This is a genomic window from Nonomuraea sp. 3N208 (assembly GCF_052245935.1).
Taxonomy (GTDB): Bacteria; Actinomycetota; Actinomycetes; order Streptosporangiales; family Streptosporangiaceae; genus Nonomuraea.
This window is the reverse complement of record NZ_JBQQBR010000056.1, coordinates 56,944-81,010: the sequence shown is the minus strand read 5'-3', so window position 1 is coordinate 81,010 and position 24,067 is coordinate 56,944. Positions and strand designations below refer to the sequence as shown.

Here is a 24,067-nt window from a genome sequence, read left to right as displayed (position 1 = left end):
AACTCTCCAAACAATGTCTGTCCGGATGAATCATCCAAGCAAAACCGTCAATAATGACGGGGTCATACATGTGATGCACATGCACTGGCTTTTAACACACTGTTGAGTTCTCAAGAAACGGACGCGTTTTCCGGCGTTTCGCTTCGGTCTTGCGTTATGTCTTAATTCTTACAGCCACCCGAATCCCTGTCAAATTGACCGGGCTTCCGGTACAGCGCGCACACACCAAGATCACCGGAGTGAGAGAGGAGAGTTGCGCCGCACCGCGTCGGGCTCTTAAAGATTAGCAGCGCTCTCCGACCGCTCAGGACGGTTCGTCGTGTTCTTCGGACACAGAACGATCACGACCGAACATAGACTCCCCACGTGAGCAGCAACACGCCGCCACTGGCGAAGAAGATTCCTACTGAGCGTACCCACCACGGTGACATCGTGATCGACGAGTACGCCTGGCTGAGCAACAAGGAAGATCCGGATACCAAGGCCTACCTGGAGGCGGAGAACGAGTTTCTCAAGCAGCAGACCGGTCACCTCTCCGACCTCCAGGAGCAGGTGTTCCAGGAGATCAAGGGCCGCACCCAGGAAACCGACCTGTCGGTGCCGAGCCGCAAGGGCGCGTGGTGGTACTTCAGCCGCACCGAGGAGGGCAAGCAGTACGCGGTCTCCTGCCGCGTCCCCGCGGACAGCGATGTGCCGCCGGAGATCACCCCAGGTGTCAAGCTCGACCGCGAGCAGGTGATCCTCGACGGCAACGAGCTCGCGGGCGACAGCCCGTTCTTCTCGATCGGCACCAGTGCCGTCACGCCCGACGGCACGATGCTGGCCTACTCGACCGACTACAAGGGCGACGAGCGTTTCACCCTGAGGTTCAAGAACCTCGAGACGGGTGAGCTGCTGCCCGACGAGATCGCCGACATCTTCTACGGGGGCGCCTGGTCGGCCGACGGCTCGGCGTTCTTCTACACGCGCGTCGACGACGCCTGGCGCCCGTACCAGGTCTACCGGCACACCCTCGGCACCCAGGAGGACGTGCTGGTCTACGAGGAGGCCGACGAGCGTTACTGGGTCGGCATCGGGCTGACGCGCAGCGAGCGCTACCTCGTTCTCGGCGCGGGCAGCAAGATCACGAGCGAGGTGCGCATCCTCGACGCGCACGACCCCTCGGGAGAGTTCCGGATCGTCCGGCCCAGGACGACCGGCATGGAATACAGCGTCGAGCACGCGGGCGACTTCTTCTACATCCTGCACAATGAGAACGCCGAGAACTTCGAGCTGGCCACGGCCTCACTCGAGGACCCGGGTGCGTGGACCCCGATCATCGCGCACCGCGACGACACCAGGCTCCTGGAAGTCGACGCGTTCGAGGACCACGCCGTGCTGCACTTCCGCCGTGAAGGGCTGACGGGCCTGCGGGTTCTGCCGTACCCGAGCACGGTCGCGGACTGGCGCGAGCGGATCGAGGCGGCCGAGCGGAACGCGTACGAGATCGACTTTCCCGAGCCGCTCTACGACGTCGGCCCGGCCGGGAACCCGGAGTTCAGCACCAAGCGGCTCAGGCTGGCGTACACGAGCATGGTCACCCCGCCCAGCGTGTACGACTACGAACTCGACACCCACGAGCTGATCCTGCTCAAGCGGCGCCCGGTGCTGGGCGGCTTCGACCCGGCCGACTACGAGCAGTTCAGGGAGTGGGCCACGGCCGAGGACGGGACGAAGGTGCCCGTGTCGATCGTGAAGCGGAAGGACGCGAGCAAGCCCGCCCCGACCGTGCTGTACGGGTACGGCAGCTACGAGACCTCCATCGACCCGGGCTTCTCGGTACCGAGGTTGTCACTGCTGGACCGCGGGTTCGTCTTCGCCGTCGCGCACGTCAGGGGGGGTGGTGAGATGGGCCGCCGCTGGTACGAGGACGGCAAGCTCACCAGGAAGCGCAACACGTTCACCGACTTCGTGGCCGTGGCCAGGCATCTGAAGGCGACCGGCTGGAGCGAGCGGATCATCGCCAGGGGCGGCTCGGCGGGCGGCCTGCTGATGGGCGCGGTGGCGAACCTGGCGCCGGAGGAGTTCGCGGGTGTGGTGGCCGAGGTGCCGTTCGTGGACGCGCTCAACACCATTCTCGACCCGTCGCTGCCGCTGACCGTGATCGAATGGGACGAGTGGGGCGACCCCCTGCACAACCCGGACGTGTACGCCTACATGAAGAGCTACACCCCGTACGAGAACGTGGACGGCAGGCCGTACCCGCCGATCCTGGCGATCACGAGCCTGAACGACACCCGCGTCCTCTACCACGAGCCGGCGAAGTGGATCGCCCGGCTTCGGTCGACTGCGCAGGGCGGTCCCTTCCTGCTGAAGACGGAGATGGGGGCGGGCCACGGCGGGCGCAGCGGCCGGTACGACGCCTGGCGCGAGGAGGCGTTCGCGCTCTCCTGGATCATCGAAAGGGGCACGTCATGACCTATCAGGCCAACGAGGGGCGCTACGAGCGGCAGCCGTACAACCGCAGCGGCCGCAGCGGGCTGAAATTGCCCGCGGTCTCGCTGGGCCTGTGGCACAACTTCGGCGACAACCGGCCGATCGAGAACTCCCGTGCGATCCTGCGGCAGGCGTTCGACCTCGGGGTGACGCACTTCGACCTGGCCAACAACTACGGCGTGCCATACGGCTCGGCGGAGAAGAACTTCGGCCGGATCATGCACGAAGATTTCCGCCAATATCGGGACGAGCTGATCCTCTCCACCAAGGCCGGGTACGACATGTGGCCCGGCCCGTACGGCGAGTGGGGCTCGCGCAAATATCTGCTGGCCAGCCTCGACCAGTCGCTCCAGCGGATGGGCCTGGACTACGTGGACATCTTCTACAGCCACCGTCCCGACCCGGAGACGCCGCTGGAGGAGACCATGGGGGCGCTGGACCGGGCAGTGCGCTCGGGCAAGGCCCTGTACGCGGGCATCTCCAACTACTCGGCGGAGCAGACCGCCCAGGCCGCGCGGATCATGCTGGAGATGGGCACGCCGCTGCTCATCCACCAGCCGTCGTACTCGATGATCAACCGGTGGATCGAGGACGGGCTGCTGGACGCCGTGGAGGAGGCGGGGATGGGCTGCATCGTGTTCTCGCCGCTGGCACAGGGCGTGCTGACCGACCGCTATCTGGACGGGGTGCCCGCCGATTCGCGGGCCGCCACCAGCCGCTTCCTGACCCCCGAGAGGATCGACCGGGAGCTGGCACGCGACCTCAACGAGATCGCCAGGGGCCGGGGGCAGACGCTGGCTCAGATGGCGTTGTCGTGGACGCTCAGGGACCCGAGGGTGACGAGCGTGCTCATCGGCGCGAGCAGCGTGAAACAACTGGAGGACAACGTGGCCTGCGTCGACGGCCCGGCCTTCACCGAGGACGAGCTCCAAGCAATAGACAAAATCACCGGACCGACTTCGTCGGCTCGGTGATCAAGATGCTGCGTCCAATGGTTCGTTCGCTTCGCTCTCTCACAAAGAGTCGTGCCGCTGGAGGTAGGTGAAGGAGGCCCAGCCGGGCAGCACCGGCAGCCAGAACGTGAGCAGCCGGTACAGCAACACGGCCGACGTGGCCACCGCTTGCGGCACGCCTGCCGCGATCAGCGCCAGGATGAGTGCGGTCTCGACCGCGCCGAGCCCACCGGGCGTGGGCGCGGCCGAGCCGATCGCGTTGGCCGTGAGGTAGACGACGGCGACGGCGGTGAAGCTGATCTCACCGCCGAACGCCGCCACGCAGGCGTACAGGCAGGCCACGAACGCGATGGTGATCGTGAGCGTGCCCAAGCCCGCCTCGATCATCTTGAGCGGCGACTGCAGCACGTCGAGCAGCCGCGGCAGCACGTTGCCGAACAGCTTGCGCAGCCGCGACGTGACCATCCTGCGCACCGGCGGCACGCCGAGCACCACCACCACCAGCAGCGCGACGGCCAGCAACGCCACGACGAGTCCACGCGACGGCGTGAAGGAGGTGGCGGTGGTCGAGCCGGTGATGTAGGCGAACAGCAGCAGCAGCGAGATGTGGAAGACCAGCATGATCAGCTGCGAGGCGCCCACGCTGGCCACCGCGCTCGCCGGCGTGATGCCGCGCTTCTGCAGGTAGCGGGTGTTGATCGCGACCCCGCCCACGGCCGGCGGCGTGACGAGTTTGACGAACGAGGACGCGAACTGCACGAGCACGGTACGCCAGAGCGGCAGCGGCTCGGGCACGAATCCCCGCAGCATCAGCGCGGCGGCCACGAAGCTGGCGAACGCGGCGACCAGCGCCAGCCCCGACCAGGCCCAGTTGGCCGTAGTGATCACCTTGTAGACGTCCACCTGGCTGAGCTGGTAGAGCACGATGTACGCGGCGATCGTACTGGCGATGATCGTGATCAGCGTGCGCGGACGGAACCGTTCGAGGCGTACCTCCTCGACCTTGCCCTCCGGCTTTAGCGCGACGATGTGCTCACGGAGCGCGGCCAGCAGGTTCTTCTCCTTCGCCAGGGCCGAGCGGGTCTCCCTGGTGAGCGCGATGCGCTGGAGCAGCGGTATGGCGGCGGCCAGCGCCTCGGGGCCCATCACCGCCGCGGCGGCCCGCACCGAACGCTCGGGGCCGACGCGCAGCGCCAGGTATGTCAGCAGCTGGGCGACGTCGAGCCGGAGCAGCAGGTCGCCGGCGGCGATCTCGCCGCTGCGCGCGTCGGTCAGCACGACGCGTCCGGCCCGGTCGAGGTGGATGCTGTCGCCGGTGAGCCGCCGGTGCGCCAGGCGCTGGATCTGCAGCAGCTCGACCTGCTCCCAGATCTGGGCGAGCACCTCGTCGTCGATATCCGCGTCGGGCACCTCGTCGAGTGGGCGCGTCTCGATGTGCTCGTAGGCGAGTAGCGCGGCCTCGGTGCCGATCTCGCTGGTGCCGAGCAGCCGGGGCGTGCTCGCGCCGGCCGCCTGGGCGGCGTACGCCATGAGCGCCTCGCGCTCCAGCTCGGCCCTGAGCGACCTGATGGCCCGGCGCCTGGTCTCGGAGTTGAGCCTGATGCGCCGCCACAGCCGGTACGGCAGCCCGGCCACCTGCCGGTCCCGGTCAAGCACGGTGACGTCGAGGCTGCTGCCGTCCTTGAGCCCCATGGCGTAACGGCGGCTGCCCTGGTAGTCGTCCTCGACGCGGCGGGCCGACACCACCGCGAACGACAGCTTGCGTAGCGCGCCCACCACGGCGCTGCCAGGCGGTCTGGTGTTGGGGCTGCCGACGCCGTACAGGGTGGCGTAGCCGATGGCCATGCCGACCACCACGGTCACGATGGCGCTCGGCAGCGTGATCTGCCGGCCGGAGAAGAACGCCAGGATGTACAGGGCGATCGTGGTCCACATCAGCATGCGCCAGGTGGGGCGGCGCGAGATGCGGACGGCGGTGGCGTACGCGACAACCGAGGTGAGCAGCGTGTTCAGCGGCTCGATGTCCCGGTCGCCGGTCAGCAGCACGCGCAGGTCGTCGAGGTTGCCCCCGACGAGCCACTGCCCGAGCAGGAACGACCCGGCCATGCCGATGATGGCGGCGATCAGGCCTTCGGCGACCCGCAGGCCGTCGCGGTGGAAGACCCGCTCGACGGCGAACGCCGCGGGCACCACGAGCACGGCCGCGCCGCCGAGGAAGGCCGCGATCCTGCTGAGCAGCGGGACGAGCTCCGCGCCCTCCTTGACGTCGGCCTCGAGGCCGATGAGCGTCTGCTTGGCGACGAGGGCGAGCAGGATGACCGCGCCGAGCACGATCAGCGTGGCGAAGAAGCGCAGCAGGTCGGACGGGCGCCGCAGGCGCTGCGGCAACAGCGGCTCTACGACGTAGACGTCGTTGTCCGCGCGTGACTCTGCCACGGCTGGGTCCTCCTCCGCGAGGTCCGCCGCGTCATCTCTTTCCCTGATATCGGCCACCGTCAGCGATTCTGCACCTTCCCGGCCGGACCGTACGATCTCTAGCTTCCAGTGTCCTCAATCCAGAGGCCGCGCAGCAAAGCTACACGGTGGAGCTCCAGGAGTTCATTCGGATTCCGCGACGTAAGCTGACTTGCATGTCGGGCGAATTGAGGGTTTTGGGGGCATGTCCGCTGGACTGCCCGGACACCTGTTCCTGGATCGTCACCGTCGACGACGGCAAGGCGGTCAAGCTACGTGGCAACCCCGACCACCCGTACACGCGAGGCGCGCTCTGCGTGAAGGTCAACCGCTACCTGGAGCACACGCAGGCCACCGACCGCATCCTCCACCCGATGCGCCGCACCGGGCCCAAGGGCTCGGGCCAGTTCGAGCGCATCACGTGGGACGAGGCCCTGGAGGAGATCTCGGTACGGCTGCGCGGCATCGTCGCGGAGCACGGCGGCGAGGCGATCTGGCCCTATCTGGGCACGGGCACGCTTGGCTACCTGCAGGGTTGCGAAGGTGTGGCGGGCCGGCGGTTCTGGAACGTGCTCGGCGCCTCCAAGCACTTCCTCAACATCTGCGCGGCGGCCGGCGGCAGCGGCCTGCACCGGACGAACGGCACCCCGGCCGGCATGGACCCGGAGAACCTCGCGCTGGCCAAGCTGATCCTGCTCTGGGGCACCAACACGCTGACCAGCGGCCACCACCTGTGGAAGTTCATCCAGGACGCCCGGGCGAACGGCGCGCACGTGGTCGCCATCGACCCGATCCGCACCAGGACCGCCGACCAGGCCGACGAGTACCTCCCGATCAGGCCGGGCACGGACGCGGCGCTCGCGCTCGGCCTGCTCAACGTCGTGCTCGCGGAGAACGCGCAGGACGAGGAGTTCCTGGCCGAGCACACCGAGGGGTGGCCGGAGTTCCGCGAGGAGATCCTGCGCCATCCGGTGGAAAAGGTGTCGGAGATCACCGGCATCCCGGCCGCGGATATCCACAGCCTGGGGATGAGGCTGGCCCACACCCGCCCGACCGCCATCCGCGCCACGATGGGCATCCAGCGGCACGCGGGCGGCGGCACCGCGATGCGCACGATCGGCGCGATCCCCGGTGTCACCGGCGACTGGCGGCACGCGGGCGGCGGCATCGCCTACTCCACCAGCGGTCACGTGCACCTCGACATCGACACGCGCGAGGATCTCCTGGCCAAGCCGGTCCGCACGCTGGTGATGACCAAGCTGGCCTCGCAACTGGACGACGTGAAGTGCCTGTGGGTGTACGCGGCCAACCCGCTGGGCTCGACGCCCGACGCGAACGCGATCAGGCGGCAGCTCGCCCGTGAGGACCTGTTCACGGTCGTCATGGAGCAGTTCCCGACCGACACCGTCGACTACGCCGACATCGTGCTGCCGGCCACCATGCAGCCCGAGCACTACGACCTGCACGCCGGCTACGGGCACATGTACCTGCTGTGGAACGAGCCCGCAGTGCAGCCGCCCGGTGAGTGCCTGTCCACGACGGAGACGTTCCGGCGGCTGGCGGCGCACATGGGGATGACCGAGCCGTCGTTGTACGAGTCGGACCTGGAGCTGGCCGAGCAGCTGCTTTCCGGCGGGCATCCGTCGCTGGAGGGCATCACGCTCGACCGGCTGCGCAAGGAGGGCTGGGTGCGGATGAACTATCCCAAGCCGTTCATCCCATTCGCCGACGGTTTCCCGACGCCGTCGGGGCAGCTGCGTTTCCCGCGGGCCGGGCAGGCGTACGTCCCGCCCCACACCGCCCAGGCGGAGCGTTCGCCGTACCCGCTGACGCTGGTCACGCCGGCCGCGCACACGTTCCTCAACACGATCTTCGGCAACAACCCCGAGCTGCGGCGGCGCGCCAAGGATCCGGTGGTGCTGGTCAACCCGGCCGACGCGGCGGCCCGCGGGCTGGTGTCCGGCCAGCGGGTACGGGTGCACAACGAGGGCGGCGAGTTCCTGGCCGACGTGGAGATCAGCGACCGGGTCGCGGCCGGTGTGGTGGCCTCGACGAAGGGCCGCTGGCCGAAGCTCAGCCCCGGCGGCGCCAACCCGAACGCGGTCGTGGCCGAGCGGGACGCCGACATGGGCAAGGGCCCCGGCTACCACGACAACCTGGTCGAGGTCAGCCCAGCTTGAGTTTGTAACCCTCGTGGGAGGCCGTGAAGCCGAGGGAGTCGTAGAAGCGGTGGGCGTCGTCGCGTGACTTGTCGGAGGTGAGCTGCACCATGGCGCAGCCGCGGGCGCGGGCCCGGTCGATCGCCCACTGGATCATCTTGCGCCCGAGCCCTTGGCCGCGCGTGGAGGCGGCGACCCTGACGGCCTCGATCTGGCACCGCTCGGCGCCCAGCCGCGACAGCCCGGCCAGGTAGGTGAGCTGCATGGTGCCCACCACCTTCCCGTCACGCTCGGCCACGATCAGCTCGTCGTAGGGGTTGGCGTCGATCCGGTCGAAGGCGGCCAGGTAACGCTCATCGGCGGGGTCGCCCTCGCGCTGCGCGCCGAGCGGGTCGTCGGCCAGCATCGCCACGATCGCGGGCACGTCGTCCTTGCGGGCCGGACGGAAGATCAGGGACAACGCGTACTGCGACTCCGGGAGCGCGGGATTGGACGGCAACGCCATGACCTCACCGGTCGGGGTGAAACCCTTGCGCGCGTAGAGCGCACGAGCGGCGTGGTTGTCGTCCACTGCCCACAGCCGCACCTCCTCGGCGCCGGTGGCCCTGGCCCAGGCGACGGCCTCGTCGACCAGCCCGGAGCCCACGCCCATGCCCCTGGCCTCCGGCGCCACCCACATGGACAGCAGATGAGCCCCGGACTCCTCCAGGCGCATGCACACGAGCCCCGTGTCCGCTCCGTCGCCGGTCTGGGCCGCCCACCACCGCGACTGCGGATCGTTCAACCTCTCGGCCCACTTCCCCGGCGGGAACGCGATCTCCCGCTCGTAGGAGGAACCGAAAGAGTCCGGCGAGTCCTGGAGCGCCCGCAGCCGGACGTCCCGCAACCGTTCTTCGTCCCCCGCGCCCAGCTGCACAATGACAAATTTCTGCATGTCCGCATCATGTCAGGGACAGCTCAGGGTCCTTCCCCGATGCCCCCAAGGGCTTCCAAAAGGCACGATTACCACATGAACGAAATCAGTCGACGCGATGAGGTCTCGCTTTCGGGCGCCGCCCTGCGTGGCGCCCCTTGGAAGGCCGCCGCCATCGGCGGCGGCGCGGTGAGCGCGGTCAGCTTCGGTGTGGGGGCGCTCACGGGCACCGGGGATCTGGTGTGGGCGCTGGGCCTCGGCATCAGCCTGTTCGCCCTGATCGCCGCGATCGGTGCGGTGTCCAAGCCGAACGAGGGCGACCGGGTGACCCGCCAGGCCCGCCTGTGGTCGCTGCAGCACCCGTGGAAGTTCGCGCTGCTGCCCGCGGGCATCACGGCGGTGCTGGACTACCCGGTGCAGCTGGTCCTGGACGGCGAAGGGGTGTTCGGCTCGGCCGTGGACGCGCTGTGGCACGGCGCGCTGGTCTACCTGATCGCCGGCATCCTGACGCTCACGATGAAGGGCCGGGGACGCTCCGCCCAGTGATCCGCATACATCAGACCTGCGCCTCCCGCTCGGCCTGGCTCCTGCACACGCAGAACTCGTTGCCCTCGGGGTCGCGCATCGTCACCCAGCCGCTGCCGTCGGGCTGGCGACGGTCGTCATAGACGGTCGCCCCCAGCCCGATCAGGCGCTCCACTTCCTCGTCCCTGGTCCGTCCTTCGGTCCCGTTGACGTCGAGGTGCAGTCGGTTCTTCACGGTCTTGCCTTCTGGCACGCGGATGAACAGCAGGAACGGATCCCGTTCGGTCCGAAGCATCACTTCGTCGTCGCCCGGCTTGTCGCCCTCTCCGAGTGGCAACCCGGTGGCCTTGCTCCACCAGCCGGCGATCTCGTACGGGTTCGCGGCGTCAATGGTGATGGCGTGAATCTCGATCATTGGAACACCCAACCCGGCACCACCAAAGACGTCAAGCCGGTTTCCTATCGGTCCCACCAGATGGTGACCCACCGGTCCCGGGGCACCGGCCACATGCCGAGCTCCAGCACCGTCTCGGCCACTTCCGCCGCCCTGGACGGCTCAAGGCACACCCGCCGGCACGCGCTCTCCGCCAGCTCCTCCAGCGTCGTAAAACGTTCCAGCGGAGCCTCCCGCTCCTCCACCTGCACGGGGTAGCCGAGCGCCGCCGCCAGAGCCACGCAGTCCTCCGCGATCGGCCGCACCGGCCTGCTCACCCCGTGGAAGTGCTCCCACAGCGGCGTCATCCAGCTCATGGGATGGCGGTGCGGCAGCTCCAGCACCACGCGGCCGCGCGTGTGCGCGGCGAGCGCCCGAAGGAAGCCGGCCAGGTCCGGGACGTTGTAGACCACGTGGGCGGAGATGGACGCGTCGGCCACCGGCACCCGGTCCGCCACGTCCGGCCAGCGGCCCTCGACCGTTGTGACCGGCACGCCGAGCTTGTCCGCCCTGAGCGTGAGCCCCTCCAGCATGGGCGCCGAGGTGTCCACCGCGTAGAGGTGGCCGATGCGCCGGCCCAGCGGCAACGACGAGGCACCGGCTCCTGACCCCACGTCGAGGAGCGTGCCCTGGTCGGGCAGGGCCTCCGCGAGCCGGGTCATGGTGGGCCCGTCGTCGGGCTCGGCCAGCGCCCTGTCGGTGCGCGTGCCGAATCGCTCCGGCGAATGACTCCACGGATCCGCGGGTGCCTTGGCCAGGATCTCCTCGGGGATGGCCCAGGATTCCAGTCGCTCTCGCCATCTGGCGGCGAGTTCTTCGGCGTCCATGGAGACGAGCATGCCATGCATGGCAGGGGTTACCCGTGGGTAGCATTTCAGAGTAAGGTTACTCACCAGTACATAAGCCCTCGGTTCAAGGAGATCTACACCCATGGGCCACTACAAGAGCAACGTTCGCGACCTCGAATTCAACCTCTTCGAGGTCTTCGGGCGACGCGAGATCCTCGGCACAGGGCCCTTTGCGGAAGTGGACGAGGATGTCGCGCGCAGCATCCTCGAAGAGGTCAACAGGCTGGCCACCGGAGTCCTCGCCGACTCCTTCGAGGAAGGCGACCGGAACCCGCCCGTCTTCGACCCGGCGACCAGCAGCGTCAAGGTCCCCGAGGGGTTCAAGAAATCGTTCAAGGCGCTGGTCGACGGCGGCTGGGCGCACCTCGACCTGCCTGCCGAGCTCGGCGGCCCCGGCATCCCGCGGACCCTGGCCTGGGCGACCGCCGAGATGGTGCTGGGCGCGAACCCGGCGCTCTACATGTACGCCGCGGGCCCGAACTTCGCCTACACGCTGTGGAAGGTGGGCACACCGGAGCAGAAGCGCTTCGCGGAGCTGGCCATCGAGCGCAACTGGGGCGCCACCATGGTGCTCACCGAGCCGGACGCCGGTTCCGACGTGGGCGCCGGGCGGGCGAAGGCGGTGCGGCAGCCCGACGGCACCTGGCACATCGAAGGCGTCAAGCGCTTCATCACCAGCGCCGAGCACGACATGTCCGAGAACATCTTCCACCTCGTCCTGGCCCGCCCCGAGGGGCACGGCGCCGGCACCAAGGGGCTGTCGATGTTCCTGGTGCCGAAGTACCACGTGGACCTGGAGACCGGCGAGCTCGGCGAGCGCAACGGCGCCTACGTCACGAACGTCGAGAAGAAGATGGGCCTGAAGGTCTCCACCACGTGCGAGCTGACCTTCGGCGAGAAGCACCCGGCGGTCGGCTGGCTGGTCGGCGAGGTGCACGAGGGCATCAAGCAGATGTTCATGGTGATCGAGCACGCCCGCATGATGGTCGGCACCAAGGCCATCGCCACGCTGTCCACCGGTTACCTGAACGCCCTCGAGTACGCCAAGAGCCGGGTCCAGGGCGCGGACCTGACGAGGATGACGGACAAGACCGCCCCGCGGGTGACCACCACCCACCACCCGGACGTGCGGCGCGAGCTCATGCTGCAGAAGGCGTACGCGGAGGGCATGCGGGCCCTGGTGCTCTACACGGCCACGTTCCAGGACACGATCCTGATCGATCCGGCCGACCGGCACGCGCACGAGATGAACGACCTGCTGCTGCCGATCGTCAAGGGCGTCGGCTCGGAGCGGTCGTACGAGCTGCTCTCCCGGTCGTTGCAGACCCTGGGCGGCTCGGGCTACCTGCAGGACTACCCGATCGAGCAGTACATCCGCGACGCCAAGATCGACTCCCTGTACGAGGGCACGACCGCGATCCAGGGCCTCGACCTGTTCTTCAGGAAGATCCTGCGCAACCAGGGCGCGGCGATCGGCTCGCTGCTCGCCGAGATCAACGAGTTCGCCGGCTCCCAGGCCGGCAACGGCCGGCTCAAGGAGGAGCGCAAGCTGCTGGCCGAGGCCGCCGCCGAGGTCAAGGCCATGGGCGACATCATGGCGGGCTGGGCGCTCGGCTCGCTGGAGAACGCGGCCGAGGTCTACAAGGTCGGGCTCAACACCACCAGGTTGCTGCTGGCGCTGGGCGACCTGGTGATCGGCTGGCTGCTGCTGCGCCAGGCCGAGGTGGCGCTGGCCAAGCTGAACGACAGCGAGGACCCGTTCTACCTGGGCAAGATCGGCGCGGCATCCTTCTTCGCCAAGACCGTGCTGCCGCGACTGGCCTTCGAGCGGCGCGTGCTCGCCTCTACCGGCCAGGAGCTGATGGAGCTGCCAGAAGAGGCCTTCTAGTCCCTGCTCCGCCACAGAACGCCCGCCCTCGTGCGGGCGTTCTACTGTAAAAGGGCACAGTCGGCTGCGCTCCGGTACGTGTGGATCCCGGAGCGGCGGCTGCGGTTCTCCGGCGACCTCGTCTTCAACGGCGGCCGGCCGCTGTCCTGTTTGGCTTGATGGGTGTGATCACCGTTACGCGGGTATGACCGTCGGCATACTCGCCATTTGCCTGGAGGTCGTCATGGGTGTCGGGGTCAGCATCTTCTTCCTCACGCTCGGCGCCATCCTGAGGTTCGCGATCGAGCCCGACGTGTTCGGACCGGCGGTCCACATGGACGTCGTCGGGATCATCTTCATGATCGTCGGTGGCGTGGGCATCGTGCTGAGCGTCGTGCTGGCCCCGAGGCGGGGCCGCACCTCCGACGACAGGCTCATGCACCGGGAGAACAACCCGCCGGAGATCTAGACGCTCAGCTGCGCGGCCGCCCGCGTCGCCAGGATGGGCTTGATGTGCTGGGCGATCACGGCCTGGTGCTGCGGGTGGTCGCGGTAGACCAGGTAGTCCTCGACGCTGTCGAAGTCGGCCACCACCGCGTAGTCGTGGTTGCCCTGGTTGATGCCCGCGTCCGGGCCCACCGTGTAGGAGCGCAGCTGCGGGATGGCGCCGGGCAGCTTGCGTAGCTCGGCCGTCACCGTGGCCTTCTGTTCGTCGGTCGCGTCCTCGGTCCACGTGAACAGCACGATGTGGCGAATCATGCGGCAACCCTATCGACATTCCTTCACGGCCATGGTTATTCTCATATTGAGATTGACTCGGATTGAGAAGGACGTGCTTCCGTGGAGGATTTCCTGGCCGAATACAACCCGCGGCTCTACGCCCCGGTCGCGGTGACGGTCGACGTGGTGGCGCTGACCATCCGCGACCGGCAGCTGCACGTCCTGATCGTCGAGCGGGGCGTGGAGCCGTACGCGGGGGCGTGGGCGCTGCCCGGCGGGTTCATCAGGCCCGACGAGGAACTGGCCGAGGCGGCAGTGCGGGAGCTGGCCGAGGAGACCGGCGTGGCCACCAGGCCGGCGCATCTCGAGCAGCTCGCCAGCTACGGCGGTCCCGGACGGGATCCGCGGATGCGCGTGGTGTCGATCTCTTACCTCGCCTTCGCCCCCGACCTGCCCGACCCGCAGGCCGGCACGGACGCGGCGGCGGCCGTCTGGCACCCGGTGGACGACGTGCCGCCGCTGGCCTTCGACCACGCCCGCATCCTGGCCGACGGCGTCGAGCGGGCCCGGTCGAAGCTGGAGTACACGCCGCTGGCCACGGCATTCGCAGGCGACCTGTTCACCATCTCCGACCTGCGGCTGATCTACGAGACCGTGTGGGGCACGCCGCTGCACGCGGGCAACTTCCACCGGAAGGTCCTGTCCGTGCCCGGGTTTGTCGAGGGCACAGGACAGACCACCGAGACGGGCGGCCCCAAGGGCGGGCCGCGCGCCAAGCTCTACCGCGCCGGCGACGCGCGGCTGCTCCACCCCGCGCTGCTGCGACCGGCACGCGAGGAGGAAATCCGATGACCTTAAGGAGATAGACCATGGGCAGCGGAATCTGGTCCGCGGACGTCTACATCTCGGCCGCCCGCTACCGCGCGGCATCCGGCCGCAGCGCCTTCGCCTACAGCGACGAGGGCGCCATGACCACCCACCCCGACCTCGACCCGTACGGCGTCACGCGCGAGAGCCGCGACTCCGCCGAGCACCCGGACTCGCTGGCCATCGCCGTCCTCTTCGACGTGACAGGCTCGATGGGGCGGGTGCCCCGCATCCTGCAGAGCAAGCTGCCCGACCTGCTCGGGTTGCTGCGGCGCAAGGGCTACGCCACCGACCCCCAGATCATGTTCGGCGCGATCGGCGACGCCACCTGCGACCGGGCGCCGCTGCAGATAGGGCAGTTCGAGTCGGACAACCGGATGGACGACCAGCTCGGGCTGATCTTCCTGGAGGGCGGGGGCGGCGGGCAGAAGCGGGAGTCGTACGAGCTGGCCATGTACTTCATGGCCAGGCACACCTCGATCGACTGCCACGAGAAGCGAGGCAAGCGCGGCTACCTGTTCATCATCGGGGATGAAATGCCGTATCCGCGGCTGTCCGCGCGGGCGGCCAGGGACGTCGTCGGGGACCGCGTGCCAGGGCGGCTGCGTGTCGAGGACATCGTCGACGAGCTCGTGACGAAGTACGACACCTACTTCATCGTGCCGCGCGGGGCCAGTCACGCCGGCGACCGCGAGGTCCTGGGCGTGTGGCGGCAGCTGCTCGGCCAGAACGTGCTGGAGCTCGACGACCTCGGCGCCGTGTGCGAGACCATCGCGCTCACCGTCGGGCTCGGCGAGGACGCCATCGATCTGGACGAAGGCCTGGATCACCTGGCCGAGCTGGGCTCCGGCGCGAGCGGGTCGGTGTCGCGGGCGCTTGGCCGGGGTCGCGGTGGCAGCGGTGAGTGAGCACGTCATCGTCGTCGACCTCGGGTACGGCGACGCGGGCAAGGGCACCGTCGTGGACTGGCTGTGCGCCACGGGGGACGTGCGGGCGGTGGTGCGGTTCAACGGCGGCGCCCAGGCAGGGCACAACGTGGTGCTGCCCGATGGGCGGCACCACACGTTCGCCCAATTCGGGGCGGGGACGTTACGCGGGGTACCGACGCATCTGTCGAGGTTCGTGGTGGTCGATCCGCCGGCCTTGGCGGCGGAGGCGGAGCATCTGGTGCGGCTGGGGGTGCCGGATCCGTTCTCGTTGATCACTGTGGACCGGGACGCGTTGCTCGCGACGCCGTACCACGTCGAAGCCGGGCGGCGGCGGGAGCTGGCGCGCGGGCAGGAGCGGCACGGGTCGTGCGGGATGGGTGTCGGGGAGGTGATGGCGTACTGGCTGGAGCATGGCCCTCAGGCGCCGCGCGCCGGGGATCCGCCCAAGGTGCTGGAGCGCAAGCTGCGGGTCCTGCGGGAGGCGCTCGGCGTGCAGGGGCCGCCTGTGGAGGACTGCGTGGCCGCCTACCGGGCCTTCCAGGAGCGGGTGCGGCTCGTGGACCCGGCCTTCGTGGGACGGCTGGTCGCGTCTGGGCCGGTCGTCTTCGAAGGGGCTCAGGGGGTGCTGCTGGACGAGAACTGGGGGTTCGACCCGTACACGACGTGGAGCACGACCACGTTCGACAACGCGGAAGAGCTGCTCGGCGGGGTGGGAGCGGTGCGACTCGGGGTGCTGCGGACATACACGACCAGGCACGGGCCCGGGCCGCTGGTGACCGAGGACCCGGCGCTGGATCCGCCCGAGCCGCACAACGTGACCGGGCCATGGCAGGGGCCGTTCCGGTCGGGGCACTTCGACGCGGTCGCGCACCGGTACGCCGCGGAGGCGGCCGGCGGGGTGGACCTCCTCGCCCTCACCCACCTCGACGTGCCGGTCTCGCGCATGTGCGTCGCCTATGACCCACCGGATTCGTTCGCGCCTGACGGGGAGCGGACGGCGCGGATGATGCGGGCGCGGCCGATTTACGAAGAAGGTGTATCAGACTGGGTCGCCGCGGTCTCAGACGTCATGGGAGCGCCCGTGTGGATCGCATCGCACGGGCCCACCGCGGAGAGCAAGCGTGCTCTCGTGCCGGGCCCGCGGTGATCGCCGGGAGAGGGGTCCTCCCGGCGGTCACCGCCTCTCGATCAGCTCCAGGCGAGCATGGTGAGCGGGTCCTCCAGCATCGCGCCCACGTCGCGCAGGAACAGCGAGCCCAGCTCGCCGTCCACGATGCGGTGGTCGAAGGAGAGCGACAAGGTCGTCACCTTGCGGACCGCCAGCTCGCCGGCCACCACCCACGGCATGTCCCTGATCTGGCCGACGGCGAGGATCGCGGCCTCGCCCGGGTTCAGGATGGGGGTGCCGGTGTCCACGCCGAACACGCCCACATTGGTGATCGTGATCGTACCGCCGGCCATCTCGGCGGGCTGGGTGCGGCCTGCCCGCGCCGTCTCCGTCAACTGGGCCAGGTGCTGGGCCAGGTCGGGGAGCGACAGGGTGTGGGCGTTCTTGACGTTGGGCACCACCAGCCCCCGGGGGGTGGCGGCCGCAATTCCCAGGTTCACGTAGTGCTTGACGACGATCTCCTGGGCCTCCTCGTCCCAGGTTGAATTGATCATGGGGTGCCGTATGGCCGCCGTCAGGACGGCCTTGGCCACCAGGAGCAGCGGGGATACCTTGACCTCGGCGAAGTCGGGCAGCGCCCGCAGCCGGTGGACGGCCTCCATGGTCCTCGTCACGTCGATCTGGAGGAACTCCGTGACGTGCGGGGCGGTGTAGGCGCTGGCGACCATGGCCTGGGCGGTCATCTTGCGCACGCCCTTGATGGGGATGCGCTCTTCCAGCGGCTGCGGCAGCTCGGGGGCGGTTGTCGGTGCTGTCTCCGGTGCCCCTGCCGCCGCGTGGACGTCCTCACGGGTGACCGAGCCCTGCGGGCCCGTGCCGATGATCGTGGTGAGGTCCACGCCCAGGTCCTTGGCCAGCTTGCGGACCGGGGGCTTGGCCAGCACCGCTACTCGGCCGGGCGCCGTGCCCGTTGCGCCGGGTTCCGCCGTACCACGTCCCGCCGTCTCGACGCCGGGTGAGACCGCCGGGGCGCTCGGTGCGGCCGCCGCCGATGATGCGCCCGCCGGCGACGGCGCTGCCGGTCCCGCCGGCGCGGTGTCGGTCGGAGCGTGTTTGCGGGGGCGGCGTTTCGTCGCGCCCGTCTTGACGCCGTAGCCGACCAGGACGGACTGGCGCTCCTCCTTGGGGGCCGGGCTGCCGTGGGCGCCGGGCTCCACCGCGCCTTCCGCCGGGGGCTTGGGCACCATGTCGTCGGCCAGGGCCTGGGCCCGGTCGGCGGCCTCTGTGCCCGCGGGCGCCGCGGCGCCCGCGGGGGCGCCGCCCTCCTCCGCGGTGTCGACGGCGATGATCGGGACGCCCACGTCGACCGTCTGGCCCTCCTCGGCCAGCAGGCCGGTCACCACCCCGTCCCACGGGATCGGCAGCTCGACGATGGACTTGGCCGTCTCGATCTCCACGACGATCTGGTTGACCTTGACGTCGTCGCCCGCCTTGACGTGCCAGCGGACGATCTCGGCCTCGGTCAGGCCCTCCCCGACGTCCGGGAGCTTGAACTCGCGTCGCATGCTCAGCCCCCTCTCAGTACCCGAAGGCGCGGTCGACGGCGTCGAGCACCCGGTCCAGGTCGGGCAGGTAGTGCTCCTCCAGCTTCGACGGGGGGTAGGGGGTGGAGAAGCCGCCGACCCGCAGGACGGGGGCCTCCAGGTGATAGAAGCACTGCTCGGTGATCCTCGCCGCGAGCTCGGCCCCGAACCCGCTGTTCACGGGCGCCTCGTGGACGACCACGACCCGCCCGGTCCGGCGTACGGAATCCATGACCACCGGCTCGTCCAGCGGGTTGAGTGAGCGCAGGTCGACGACCTCCAGCGAGCGCCCCTCCTCCTCGGCGGACGCGGCCGCCTCCAGGCACGTCTTGACCATGGGCCCGTACGCCAGCAGCGTCACATCGGCCCCCGGCCGCACCACCTTGGCCGCGTGCAGCGGCGTCCACCAGTCCGTGGAAGTGGTGTCGACGTCGGCCTTCTCCCAGTAGCGGCGTTTCGGCTCGAAGAACACGACCGGGTCGTCGCTGCGGATCGCCTGCTGGATCATGGTGTACGCGTCCGCCGGGTTGGAGCAGGCGACGACGCGCAGTCCGGCTGTGTGGGTGAAGTACGCCTCGGGGGACTCGCTGTGGTGCTCGACCGCGCCGATGCCGCCACCGCAGGGGATGCGGACGACCACCGGCAGCTTGATCGCGCCGAGCGACCGCATCGGCATCTTGGCCAGCTGCGTGATGATCTGGTCGGCAGCCGGGAAGACGAAGCCGTCGAACTGGATCTCGCACACCGGCCGGTAACCGCGCAGCGCCAGCCCGATCGCGGTGCCGATGATGCCGGACTCGGCCAGCGGCGTGTCGATGACCCGGTCCTCGCCGAAGTCCTTCTGCAGGCCGTCGGTGACCCGGAAGACGCCGCCCAGCTTGCCGACGTCCTCGCCCATGATGAGGACCTTGGGGTCGTCCTCCATGGCCTTGCGCATGCCCTCGTTCAGCGCCTTGGAAAGCGACAAAACGCTCATTTCTCAAAACCTTCCAGGTACGCGGCGAACTGGGCGCGCTCCTGGTCGATCAGGGCGTGGGGCTCGCTGTAGACGTGGTCGAAGATGTCGAGCGGCTCCGGGTCCGGCATGGCCAGGCAGCGCCGGCGCAGGTCGGCGCCCAGCTGGGCGGCCTCGCTGTCCACCAGGTCGAAGAACGCCTGGTCGGCCAGCTCGTTCTTGAACAGGTAAGCCTTCACCCGCTCGATTGGGTCCTTGAGCTTCCACGCCTCCAGCTCGCTGGCCACGCGGTAACGTGTGGGGTCGTCGGTGGTGGTGTGCGCGCCCATCCGGTACGTGAACGCCTCGATCAGCGTCGGCCCCTGCCCGGTACGTGCCGCCTCCAGCGCCTTGCGGGTGACCGCCAGGCACGCGAACACGTCGTTGCCGTCCACCCGGACCCCCGGGAAGCCGAAGCCGGACGCGCGGCGGTAGAGCGGGATGCGGGTCTGCTTCTCCAGCGGCTCGGAGATGGCCCATTGGTTGTTCTGGCAGAAGAACACGACCGGTGCGTTGAACACGCTCGCCCAGATGAAAGACTCGTTCACGTCGCCCTGTGAGGTGGCGCCGTCACCGAAGTAAACGATCGTGGCGGCGTTGGCGTCGTCGCGCTGGATGCCCATCGCGTACCCGACCGCGTGCAGCGTCTGGCTGCCGATCACGATCGTGTAGAGGTGGAAGTTGTGCTCCTGTGGGTCCCAGCCGCCGTGGTTGACGCCCCTGAACAGGCCGAGCAGCTTCACCGGGTCCACGTCGCGGCACCACGCCACGCCGTGCTCGCGGTAGGTGGGGAAAGCCATGTCCACGTCGGTGAGCGCGCGCCCTGAGCCGATCTGGGCCGCCTCCTGGCCCAGCAGCGAGGCCCAGATGCCCAGCTCACCCTGACGCTGCAGCGCCACGGCTTCCAGGTCGATGCGGCGGACGAGCACCAGGTCGCGGTAGAGCGACCGGACGTCCTCCGGGCTCAGGTCTATGTCGTAGTCGGGATGCTCGACCCGCTCTCCCTCCGGGGTGAGCAGCTGGACGAGCTCTGGAGGTGCTTCAGCACCACGAGAGGCGTCGACTGTCACGTGCCACTCCTGTGGTCTCGGGGCCGGGTTCGATGGGTTTGCCACCTTAGGCCAGCCTTCTAAAGCAAGAACCATGTGGTGGTGGTTCGTACTTGTTTGGGGCCATGGTGGCAGACATCACAGCCCTGCGCGCAAGCCCCATGTTCTAGCCGTTCCCGTTGCGCCCCCGGCCACACGCCACCGGTAGGCTAGCTTTCCCAACTCCACCCGTATGCAGGAGGAACGCAGTGGCACGCGTCATCGTGGACGTCATGCTGAAGCCCGAGATCCTCGACCCGCAGGGCCAGGCGATCGCGCGAGCGCTGCCCAGGCTCGGTTTCTCCGGCGTCTCGGCCGTTCGTCAGGGCAAGCGCTTCGAGGTCGAGCTCGACGGCCCGGCCGACGAGGCGGCGCTCGCCGAAGTGCGCAAGATGGCCGAGACGCTGCTGGCCAACACGGTGATCGAGGACTACAGCGTCCGGGTTGAGGGGTAGAAGGGAGATATGGCTCCCTGATTTCCCCCTGGGCGCTTAAAGCCGGGTTCGGACGTGCCACAATGCCACGGGCATGCCAACAGTAAATAACAACCGCGTGATTTTGCGGTTAGCCCCCATTTCACAGGGAAACCTACTCCAGGTGACATTCTGGCGCCCGGAGGAGCCCGGTGGATATTGAGTTCTCGTTGGCACTGCCTCGGGATGCGATCGGCATACCGATGGTCAGGCGAGTGCTTGGCGATGCCATGCGTTCACTCAACGTGAGCGAGACGTGCATCGCCGACATGCTGCTCGCCGTCTCCGAGGCGTGCTCCAATGCGGTGCGGCACGGGGGACCCGCGAACCGCTACGAGGTGACGGCGTCGATCGGCTCCGGCCAGTGCGACGTTCGGGTGGCGGACAACGGCGACGGGTTGCCGTCGATCCCGCCGCACTTCCCCCCTCCTGACACCGAGAACGGCCGCGGCCTGCTGATCATGCGTTCCGTGGTCGACGAGATCTCCTTCGGCATCACGCCCGGCCGTGGCACCACGGTCCACCTGCGCAAGCTGCTCGACTGGGACGACGAGGCCGACGCCCGTCCGCGGCAGCTGGCAGCCGTCTGAGCTGGACGTACGCGTGACGTACGAGCCGATGCGGACCACGCGGCAGCACCCGATAACCTGAGTAGACCGCCGCCGTCCGCCCCGAAGAGACGGTGGCGCGTGCGCGCGCATTCCTCGGAGGGGACGACTGTCATGAGCGCTGCCCGTGTGGGCGTAGTCACGTTTCCAGGAACTCTCGACGACCAGGACGCCGCCAGAGCCGTGCGCCTCGTGGGCGCCGAGGCGGTTCCGCTGTGGCACGCCGACCACGACCTGAAGGGAGTGGACGCCGTTTTCCTGCCCGGCGGCTTCTCCTACGGCGACTACCTGCGCTGCGGCGCCATCTCGCGGTTCGCGCCGCTCATGGACGAGCTGATCCCGGCCGCCAAGGCGGGTCTGCCCGTGCTCGGCACGTGCAACGGGTTCCAGATCCTGTGCGAGGCACACCTGCTGCCCGGCGCGCTGACCCGCAACGCCTCGCTCCACTACGTGTGCCGTGACCAGAAGCTCAGGATCGAACACGCGGCGACCGCGTGGACGAATTCGTTCGCGCCCGGCCAGGAGATCGTGCTGCCGATCAAGCACGGCGAGGGCCGCTACGTGGCCTCCGACGAGACGCTGGCCGCGCTGGAGGCGAACGACCAGGTGGTCGTGCGCTACGTCGGCAACCCCAACGGCTCGCTCAACGACATCGCGGGCATCCGCAACGAGGCAGGCAACGTCGTCGGCCTCATGCCGCACCCCGAGCACGCGGTCGAGGAGCTGGTCGGCGCGCCGAGCACCGACGGCCTGGGCTTCTTCACCTCCATCCTCAAGAAGCTGGTGAACGCATGAGCACGGACAGTGTCAAGCGGGCGGCAGAGACGCCCGAGGAGCCGATGCCCTTCGCCGAGCTGGGAATGAAGCAGGACGAGTACGACCGGGTCAAGGAGATCCTGGGCCGCCGTCCGACCGGCTCCGAGCTGGCGATCTACAGCGTCATGTGGTCGGAGCACTGCTCGTACAAGTCGTCGAAGGTGCATCTCAAGCAGTTCGCCACCAAGGCGCCCAAGTCCGAGGCGCTGCTCGTGGGCATGGGCGAGAACGCCGGCGTGGTCGACATCGGCGACGGCTGGGCGGCCACGTTCAAGATCGAGTCGCACAACCACCCCTCTTACGTCGAGCCGCACCAGGGCGCCGCCACCGGCGTCGGCGGGATCGTCCGCGACATCATGTCGATGGGCGCGCGCCCGATCGCGGTCATGGACTCGCTGCGCTTCGGCGGCGCGGACGCCGTGGACACCCGCCGGGTGCTGCCCGGCGTGGTCGAGGGCATCAGCCACTACGGCAACTGCCTGGGCCTGCCCAACATCGGCGGCGAGGTCGTCTTCGACCCATGCTACGTCGGCAACCCGCTGGTCAACGCCCTGTGCGTGGGCCTGCTGCGCAAGGACCAGATCAAGCTCGCCACCGCGCCCGGACCCGGCAACAAGGTCGTCTTGTTCGGCGCGTCCACCGGCCCCGACGGCATCGGCGGGGCCTCGGTGCTGGCGTCGGCGACGTTCGAGGACGAGTCGCAGGCCAAGCGGCCCGCCGTGCAGGTGGGCGACCCGTTCATGGAGAAGCTGCTCATCGAGTGCTGCCTGGAGCTCTACGCGGCCGACGTGGTCGTCGGCATCCAGGACCTCGGCGCGGCCGGCGTCTCGTGCGCCACGACCGAGCTGGCCGCCAAGGGCACCGGCGGCATGCAGGTCGACCTCAACCTGGTCCCGCTCCGCGACCCCTCGCTCCGGCCCGAGGAAATCCTCATGAGCGAGTCGCAGGAGCGCATGATGGCCGTGGTCCGGCCCGACGACATCCCCGCGTTCATGGCGATCTGCGGGAAGTGGGACGTGCCTGCCACCGTCATCGGCGAGGTCACCGACACCGGGCGTCTGGTGATGACGTGGGACGGCGAGGTCATCGTGGACATCCCGCCAGGCACCGCCGCCGACGAGGGTCCCGTCTACGAGCGCCCGTACCACGAGCCGGTCGGTCAGGCCGCGCTCAACGCCGACACTCCCGACCGGCTGGAGCGGCCCGCCGACCTGCGAGCCACGCTGCTCCAGTTGCTCGGCTCGCCCAACCTGGCTTCCAAGGAGTGGGTGACCTCCCAGTACGACCGCTATGTGCGTTCCAACACCGTGCTGGCCCAGCCGGCGGACGCAGGCATGCTGCGGATCTCCGAGGTCATAGCCGGCGCTGAGCCGACGACGCGGGGCATCGCACTGTCCACGGACGGCAACGGCCGCTACGCGAAACTGGACCCGTACGCGGGGGCGCAGCTCGCATTGGCGGAGGCGTACCGGAACGTGGCCGTGACCGGCGCCAAGCCGCTGGCCGTCACCAACTGCCTCAACTTCGGCTCCCCCGAGGACCCCGAGGTCATGTGGCAGTTCGCCGAGGCCGTGCGCGGCCTCGCGGACGCGTGCAGGACGCTGGGCGTGCCGGTCACCGGCGGCAACGTCTCCTTCTACAACCAGACGGGTGCGACGGCCATCAACCCGACGCCGGTCGTGGGCGTGCTCGGGGTCATCGAGGACGTGGCCAAGCGGGTGCCGTCCGGGTTCGTCGCGGACGGGCTGCGGGTCGTACTGCTCGGGGACACGCGCGAGGAGTTCGGCGGCTCGGAGTGGGCGCACGTCACGCACCGCCACCTGGGCGGGCTGCCGCCGCGCGCGGACCTGGTCGCGGAGCAGGCGCTCGCCACCGTGCTGGTGGAGGCCGCCGGGCGAGGGCTGCTCGAAGGCTCGCACGACCTGTCGGACGGCGGGCTGGCCGTCGCGCTGGCCGAGTCGTGCCTGGCGCGCGGCATCGGGGCGACCGTGGCGCTGCCCGGGGACGCCTTCACCTGCCTGTTCAGCGAGTCGGCCGGGCGGGCGCTGGTCGTGGTGCGGCCGGAGGCGTACGACGAGTTCGCGTCGTTGTGCGGGCGGCATGATGTGCCGTGTTACGGGCTTGGATACACCGGGGGCTCGGCTCTTGTGGTCGAGGGCGAGTTCGAGCTGGCGGTGGAGGAGCTGCGGGAAACGCACTCTGCGGCGCTTCCCGCGCTGTTCGGCTGACGGTTACGCGAGAGGGGCCGGCACGG

The 24,067-nt window shown here is 69.1% G+C and carries 21 protein-coding genes and 1 pseudogene; 13 read left to right on the top strand and 9 right to left on the bottom strand.

Annotation, left to right across the window (positions count from 1 at the left end):
* Positions 1–366 precede the first annotated feature (366 nt).
* Together ACTWPT_RS51750 and mgrA are read left to right on the top strand one after the other, a co-directional pair.
* On the top strand, positions 367–2,457 hold the full coding sequence (locus ACTWPT_RS51750; protein WP_443184945.1) for a S9 family peptidase: 2,091 nt from the start codon (positions 367–369) through the stop codon (positions 2,455–2,457).
* On the top strand, positions 2,454–3,449 hold the full coding sequence (mgrA, locus tag ACTWPT_RS51745) for an L-glyceraldehyde 3-phosphate reductase (protein WP_443184944.1): 996 nt from the start codon (positions 2,454–2,456) through the stop codon (positions 3,447–3,449). Before ACTWPT_RS51750 ends, mgrA begins: the two co-directional genes overlap by 4 nt.
* A 39-nt stretch (positions 3,450–3,488) precedes the next feature.
* Here the strand turns inward: mgrA and ACTWPT_RS51740 are convergent, their stop codons facing one another.
* The gene (locus ACTWPT_RS51740) at positions 3,489–5,864 is read right to left on the bottom strand and encodes a lysylphosphatidylglycerol synthase transmembrane domain-containing protein (protein WP_443184943.1); all 2,376 of its coding nucleotides are present in this window, start codon (positions 5,862–5,864) and stop codon (positions 3,489–3,491) included.
* A gap of 194 nt (positions 5,865–6,058) precedes the next feature.
* Between ACTWPT_RS51740 and ACTWPT_RS51735 the strand changes: the two genes are divergently transcribed.
* Positions 6,059–8,062, top strand: coding sequence for a molybdopterin-containing oxidoreductase family protein (locus ACTWPT_RS51735; protein ID WP_443184942.1), 2,004 nt, complete (start codon positions 6,059–6,061; stop codon positions 8,060–8,062).
* Here the strand turns inward: ACTWPT_RS51735 and ACTWPT_RS51730 are convergent.
* Together ACTWPT_RS51730 and ACTWPT_RS51725 are read right to left on the bottom strand one after the other, a co-directional pair.
* Positions 8,049–8,447, bottom strand: a complete 399-nt coding sequence (locus tag ACTWPT_RS51730; RefSeq protein ID WP_241564900.1) for a GNAT family N-acetyltransferase — start codon at positions 8,445–8,447, stop codon at positions 8,049–8,051. The genes ACTWPT_RS51735 and ACTWPT_RS51730 overlap by 14 nt on opposite strands.
* A 114-nt stretch (positions 8,448–8,561) precedes the next feature.
* A pseudogene (locus ACTWPT_RS51725) lies at positions 8,562–8,975 on the bottom strand (GNAT family N-acetyltransferase); the annotation flags it as partial.
* Between the two features lie 75 nt (positions 8,976–9,050).
* Here ACTWPT_RS51725 and ACTWPT_RS51720 point away from each other — a divergent pair.
* Positions 9,051–9,500, top strand: coding sequence for a hypothetical protein (locus ACTWPT_RS51720; RefSeq protein ID WP_443184941.1), 450 nt, complete (start codon positions 9,051–9,053; stop codon positions 9,498–9,500).
* Between the two features lie 10 nt (positions 9,501–9,510).
* On the opposite strand, the gene ACTWPT_RS51715 is transcribed toward ACTWPT_RS51720, so the two are convergent.
* A complete protein-coding gene (locus tag ACTWPT_RS51715; RefSeq protein WP_443184940.1) occupies positions 9,511–9,894 on the bottom strand; it encodes a VOC family protein in 384 nt (127 codons plus the stop codon).
* A 44-nt stretch (positions 9,895–9,938) separates the two neighbouring features.
* On the bottom strand, positions 9,939–10,739 hold the full coding sequence (locus ACTWPT_RS51710; protein WP_443184939.1) for a class I SAM-dependent methyltransferase: 801 nt from the start codon (positions 10,737–10,739) through the stop codon (positions 9,939–9,941).
* 103 nt (positions 10,740–10,842) lie between these two features.
* Between ACTWPT_RS51710 and ACTWPT_RS51705 the strand changes: the two genes are divergently transcribed.
* Positions 10,843–12,648: an acyl-CoA dehydrogenase gene (locus ACTWPT_RS51705; RefSeq protein ID WP_443184938.1), complete on the top strand. Its 1,806-nt coding sequence runs from the start codon at positions 10,843–10,845 to the stop codon at positions 12,646–12,648.
* A 184-nt stretch (positions 12,649–12,832) separates the two neighbouring features.
* A complete protein-coding gene (locus ACTWPT_RS51700) occupies positions 12,833–13,096 on the top strand; it encodes a hypothetical protein (protein ID WP_305923165.1) in 264 nt (87 codons plus the stop codon).
* Here the strand turns inward: ACTWPT_RS51700 and ACTWPT_RS51695 are convergent.
* Complete coding sequence (locus tag ACTWPT_RS51695) at positions 13,093–13,386, bottom strand: Dabb family protein (RefSeq protein ID WP_443184937.1); 294 nt, start codon at positions 13,384–13,386, stop codon at positions 13,093–13,095. The genes ACTWPT_RS51700 and ACTWPT_RS51695 overlap by 4 nt on opposite strands.
* Positions 13,387–13,467: 81 nt before the next feature.
* Between ACTWPT_RS51695 and ACTWPT_RS51690 the strand changes: the two genes are divergently transcribed.
* Genes ACTWPT_RS51690 through ACTWPT_RS51680 form a run of 3 tightly spaced genes read left to right on the top strand, consistent with a single transcriptional unit; the run spans position 13,468 to position 16,290 of the window.
* Positions 13,468–14,199, top strand: a complete 732-nt coding sequence (locus ACTWPT_RS51690; RefSeq protein WP_443184936.1) for an NUDIX hydrolase — start codon at positions 13,468–13,470, stop codon at positions 14,197–14,199.
* 17 nt (positions 14,200–14,216) lie between these two features.
* Positions 14,217–15,122: a hypothetical protein gene (locus ACTWPT_RS51685; protein WP_443184935.1), complete on the top strand. Its 906-nt coding sequence runs from the start codon at positions 14,217–14,219 to the stop codon at positions 15,120–15,122.
* Positions 15,115–16,290 (top strand): adenylosuccinate synthetase, encoded by a 1,176-nt coding sequence (locus tag ACTWPT_RS51680; RefSeq protein WP_443184934.1) that lies wholly within the window; start codon positions 15,115–15,117, stop codon positions 16,288–16,290. The genes ACTWPT_RS51685 and ACTWPT_RS51680 overlap by 8 nt, the downstream gene beginning before the upstream one ends.
* Positions 16,291–16,331: 41 nt before the next feature.
* Here ACTWPT_RS51680 and ACTWPT_RS51675 read toward each other — a convergent pair whose 3' ends face one another.
* From ACTWPT_RS51675 to pdhA, 3 genes are read right to left on the bottom strand one after another with little or no spacing between them, the layout of a single operon-like run.
* On the bottom strand, positions 16,332–17,816 hold the full coding sequence (locus tag ACTWPT_RS51675) for a dihydrolipoamide acetyltransferase family protein (protein ID WP_443184933.1): 1,485 nt from the start codon (positions 17,814–17,816) through the stop codon (positions 16,332–16,334).
* A 13-nt stretch (positions 17,817–17,829) separates the two neighbouring features.
* Positions 17,830–18,810 carry an alpha-ketoacid dehydrogenase subunit beta gene (locus ACTWPT_RS51670; RefSeq protein WP_443184932.1) on the bottom strand — a complete coding sequence of 327 codons (981 nt, stop codon included), beginning with the start codon at positions 18,808–18,810 and terminating at the stop codon, positions 17,830–17,832.
* Positions 18,807–19,898: a pyruvate dehydrogenase (acetyl-transferring) E1 component subunit alpha gene (pdhA, locus tag ACTWPT_RS51665; RefSeq protein ID WP_443184931.1), complete on the bottom strand. Its 1,092-nt coding sequence runs from the start codon at positions 19,896–19,898 to the stop codon at positions 18,807–18,809. Before pdhA ends, ACTWPT_RS51670 begins: the two co-directional genes overlap by 4 nt.
* 227 nt (positions 19,899–20,125) lie before the next feature.
* Between pdhA and purS the strand changes: the two genes are divergently transcribed.
* The 4 genes from purS (at position 20,126) to purL (ending at position 24,041) form a co-directional block, all read left to right on the top strand.
* The gene (gene purS / locus ACTWPT_RS51660; RefSeq protein WP_188197085.1) at positions 20,126–20,371 is read left to right on the top strand and encodes a phosphoribosylformylglycinamidine synthase subunit PurS; all 246 of its coding nucleotides are present in this window, start codon (positions 20,126–20,128) and stop codon (positions 20,369–20,371) included.
* A gap of 221 nt (positions 20,372–20,592) precedes the next feature.
* The gene (locus ACTWPT_RS51655; RefSeq protein WP_443184948.1) at positions 20,593–20,979 is read left to right on the top strand and encodes an ATP-binding protein; all 387 of its coding nucleotides are present in this window, start codon (positions 20,593–20,595) and stop codon (positions 20,977–20,979) included.
* A 132-nt stretch (positions 20,980–21,111) separates the two neighbouring features.
* Complete coding sequence (gene purQ / locus ACTWPT_RS51650) at positions 21,112–21,792, top strand: phosphoribosylformylglycinamidine synthase subunit PurQ (protein WP_443184930.1); 681 nt, start codon at positions 21,112–21,114, stop codon at positions 21,790–21,792.
* Complete coding sequence (gene purL / locus ACTWPT_RS51645; RefSeq protein WP_443184929.1) at positions 21,789–24,041, top strand: phosphoribosylformylglycinamidine synthase subunit PurL; 2,253 nt, start codon at positions 21,789–21,791, stop codon at positions 24,039–24,041. The genes purQ and purL overlap by 4 nt, the downstream gene beginning before the upstream one ends.
* The last annotated feature ends 26 nt before the right edge of the window (positions 24,042–24,067 follow it).

Bases quoted from the DNA above. Each gene is read 5' to 3' on its own strand.
- mgrA (WP_443184944.1), top strand. From the start codon at position 2,454: ATGACCTATCAGGCCAACGAGGGGCGCTACGAGCGGCAGCCGTACAAC.
- ACTWPT_RS51735 (WP_443184942.1), top strand. From the start codon at position 6,059: ATGTCGGGCGAATTGAGGGTTTTGGGGGCATGTCCGCTGGACTGCCCG.
- ACTWPT_RS51730 (WP_241564900.1), bottom strand. From the start codon at position 8,447: ATGCTGGCCGACGACCCGCTCGGCGCGCAGCGCGAGGGCGACCCCGCC.
- ACTWPT_RS51720 (WP_443184941.1), top strand. From the start codon at position 9,051: ATGAACGAAATCAGTCGACGCGATGAGGTCTCGCTTTCGGGCGCCGCC.
- ACTWPT_RS51715 (WP_443184940.1), bottom strand. From the start codon at position 9,894: ATGATCGAGATTCACGCCATCACCATTGACGCCGCGAACCCGTACGAG.
- ACTWPT_RS51710 (WP_443184939.1), bottom strand. From the start codon at position 10,739: ATGGACGCCGAAGAACTCGCCGCCAGATGGCGAGAGCGACTGGAATCC.
- ACTWPT_RS51705 (WP_443184938.1), top strand. From the start codon at position 10,843: ATGGGCCACTACAAGAGCAACGTTCGCGACCTCGAATTCAACCTCTTC.
- ACTWPT_RS51700 (WP_305923165.1), top strand. From the start codon at position 12,833: ATGACCGTCGGCATACTCGCCATTTGCCTGGAGGTCGTCATGGGTGTC.
- ACTWPT_RS51695 (WP_443184937.1), bottom strand. From the start codon at position 13,386: ATGATTCGCCACATCGTGCTGTTCACGTGGACCGAGGACGCGACCGAC.
- ACTWPT_RS51685 (WP_443184935.1), top strand. From the start codon at position 14,217: ATGGGCAGCGGAATCTGGTCCGCGGACGTCTACATCTCGGCCGCCCGC.
- ACTWPT_RS51675 (WP_443184933.1), bottom strand. From the start codon at position 17,816: ATGCGACGCGAGTTCAAGCTCCCGGACGTCGGGGAGGGCCTGACCGAG.
- ACTWPT_RS51670 (WP_443184932.1), bottom strand. From the start codon at position 18,810: ATGAGCGTTTTGTCGCTTTCCAAGGCGCTGAACGAGGGCATGCGCAAG.
- ACTWPT_RS51655 (WP_443184948.1), top strand. From the start codon at position 20,593: ATGGTCAGGCGAGTGCTTGGCGATGCCATGCGTTCACTCAACGTGAGC.
- purQ (WP_443184930.1), top strand. From the start codon at position 21,112: ATGAGCGCTGCCCGTGTGGGCGTAGTCACGTTTCCAGGAACTCTCGAC.
- purL (WP_443184929.1), top strand. From the start codon at position 21,789: ATGAGCACGGACAGTGTCAAGCGGGCGGCAGAGACGCCCGAGGAGCCG.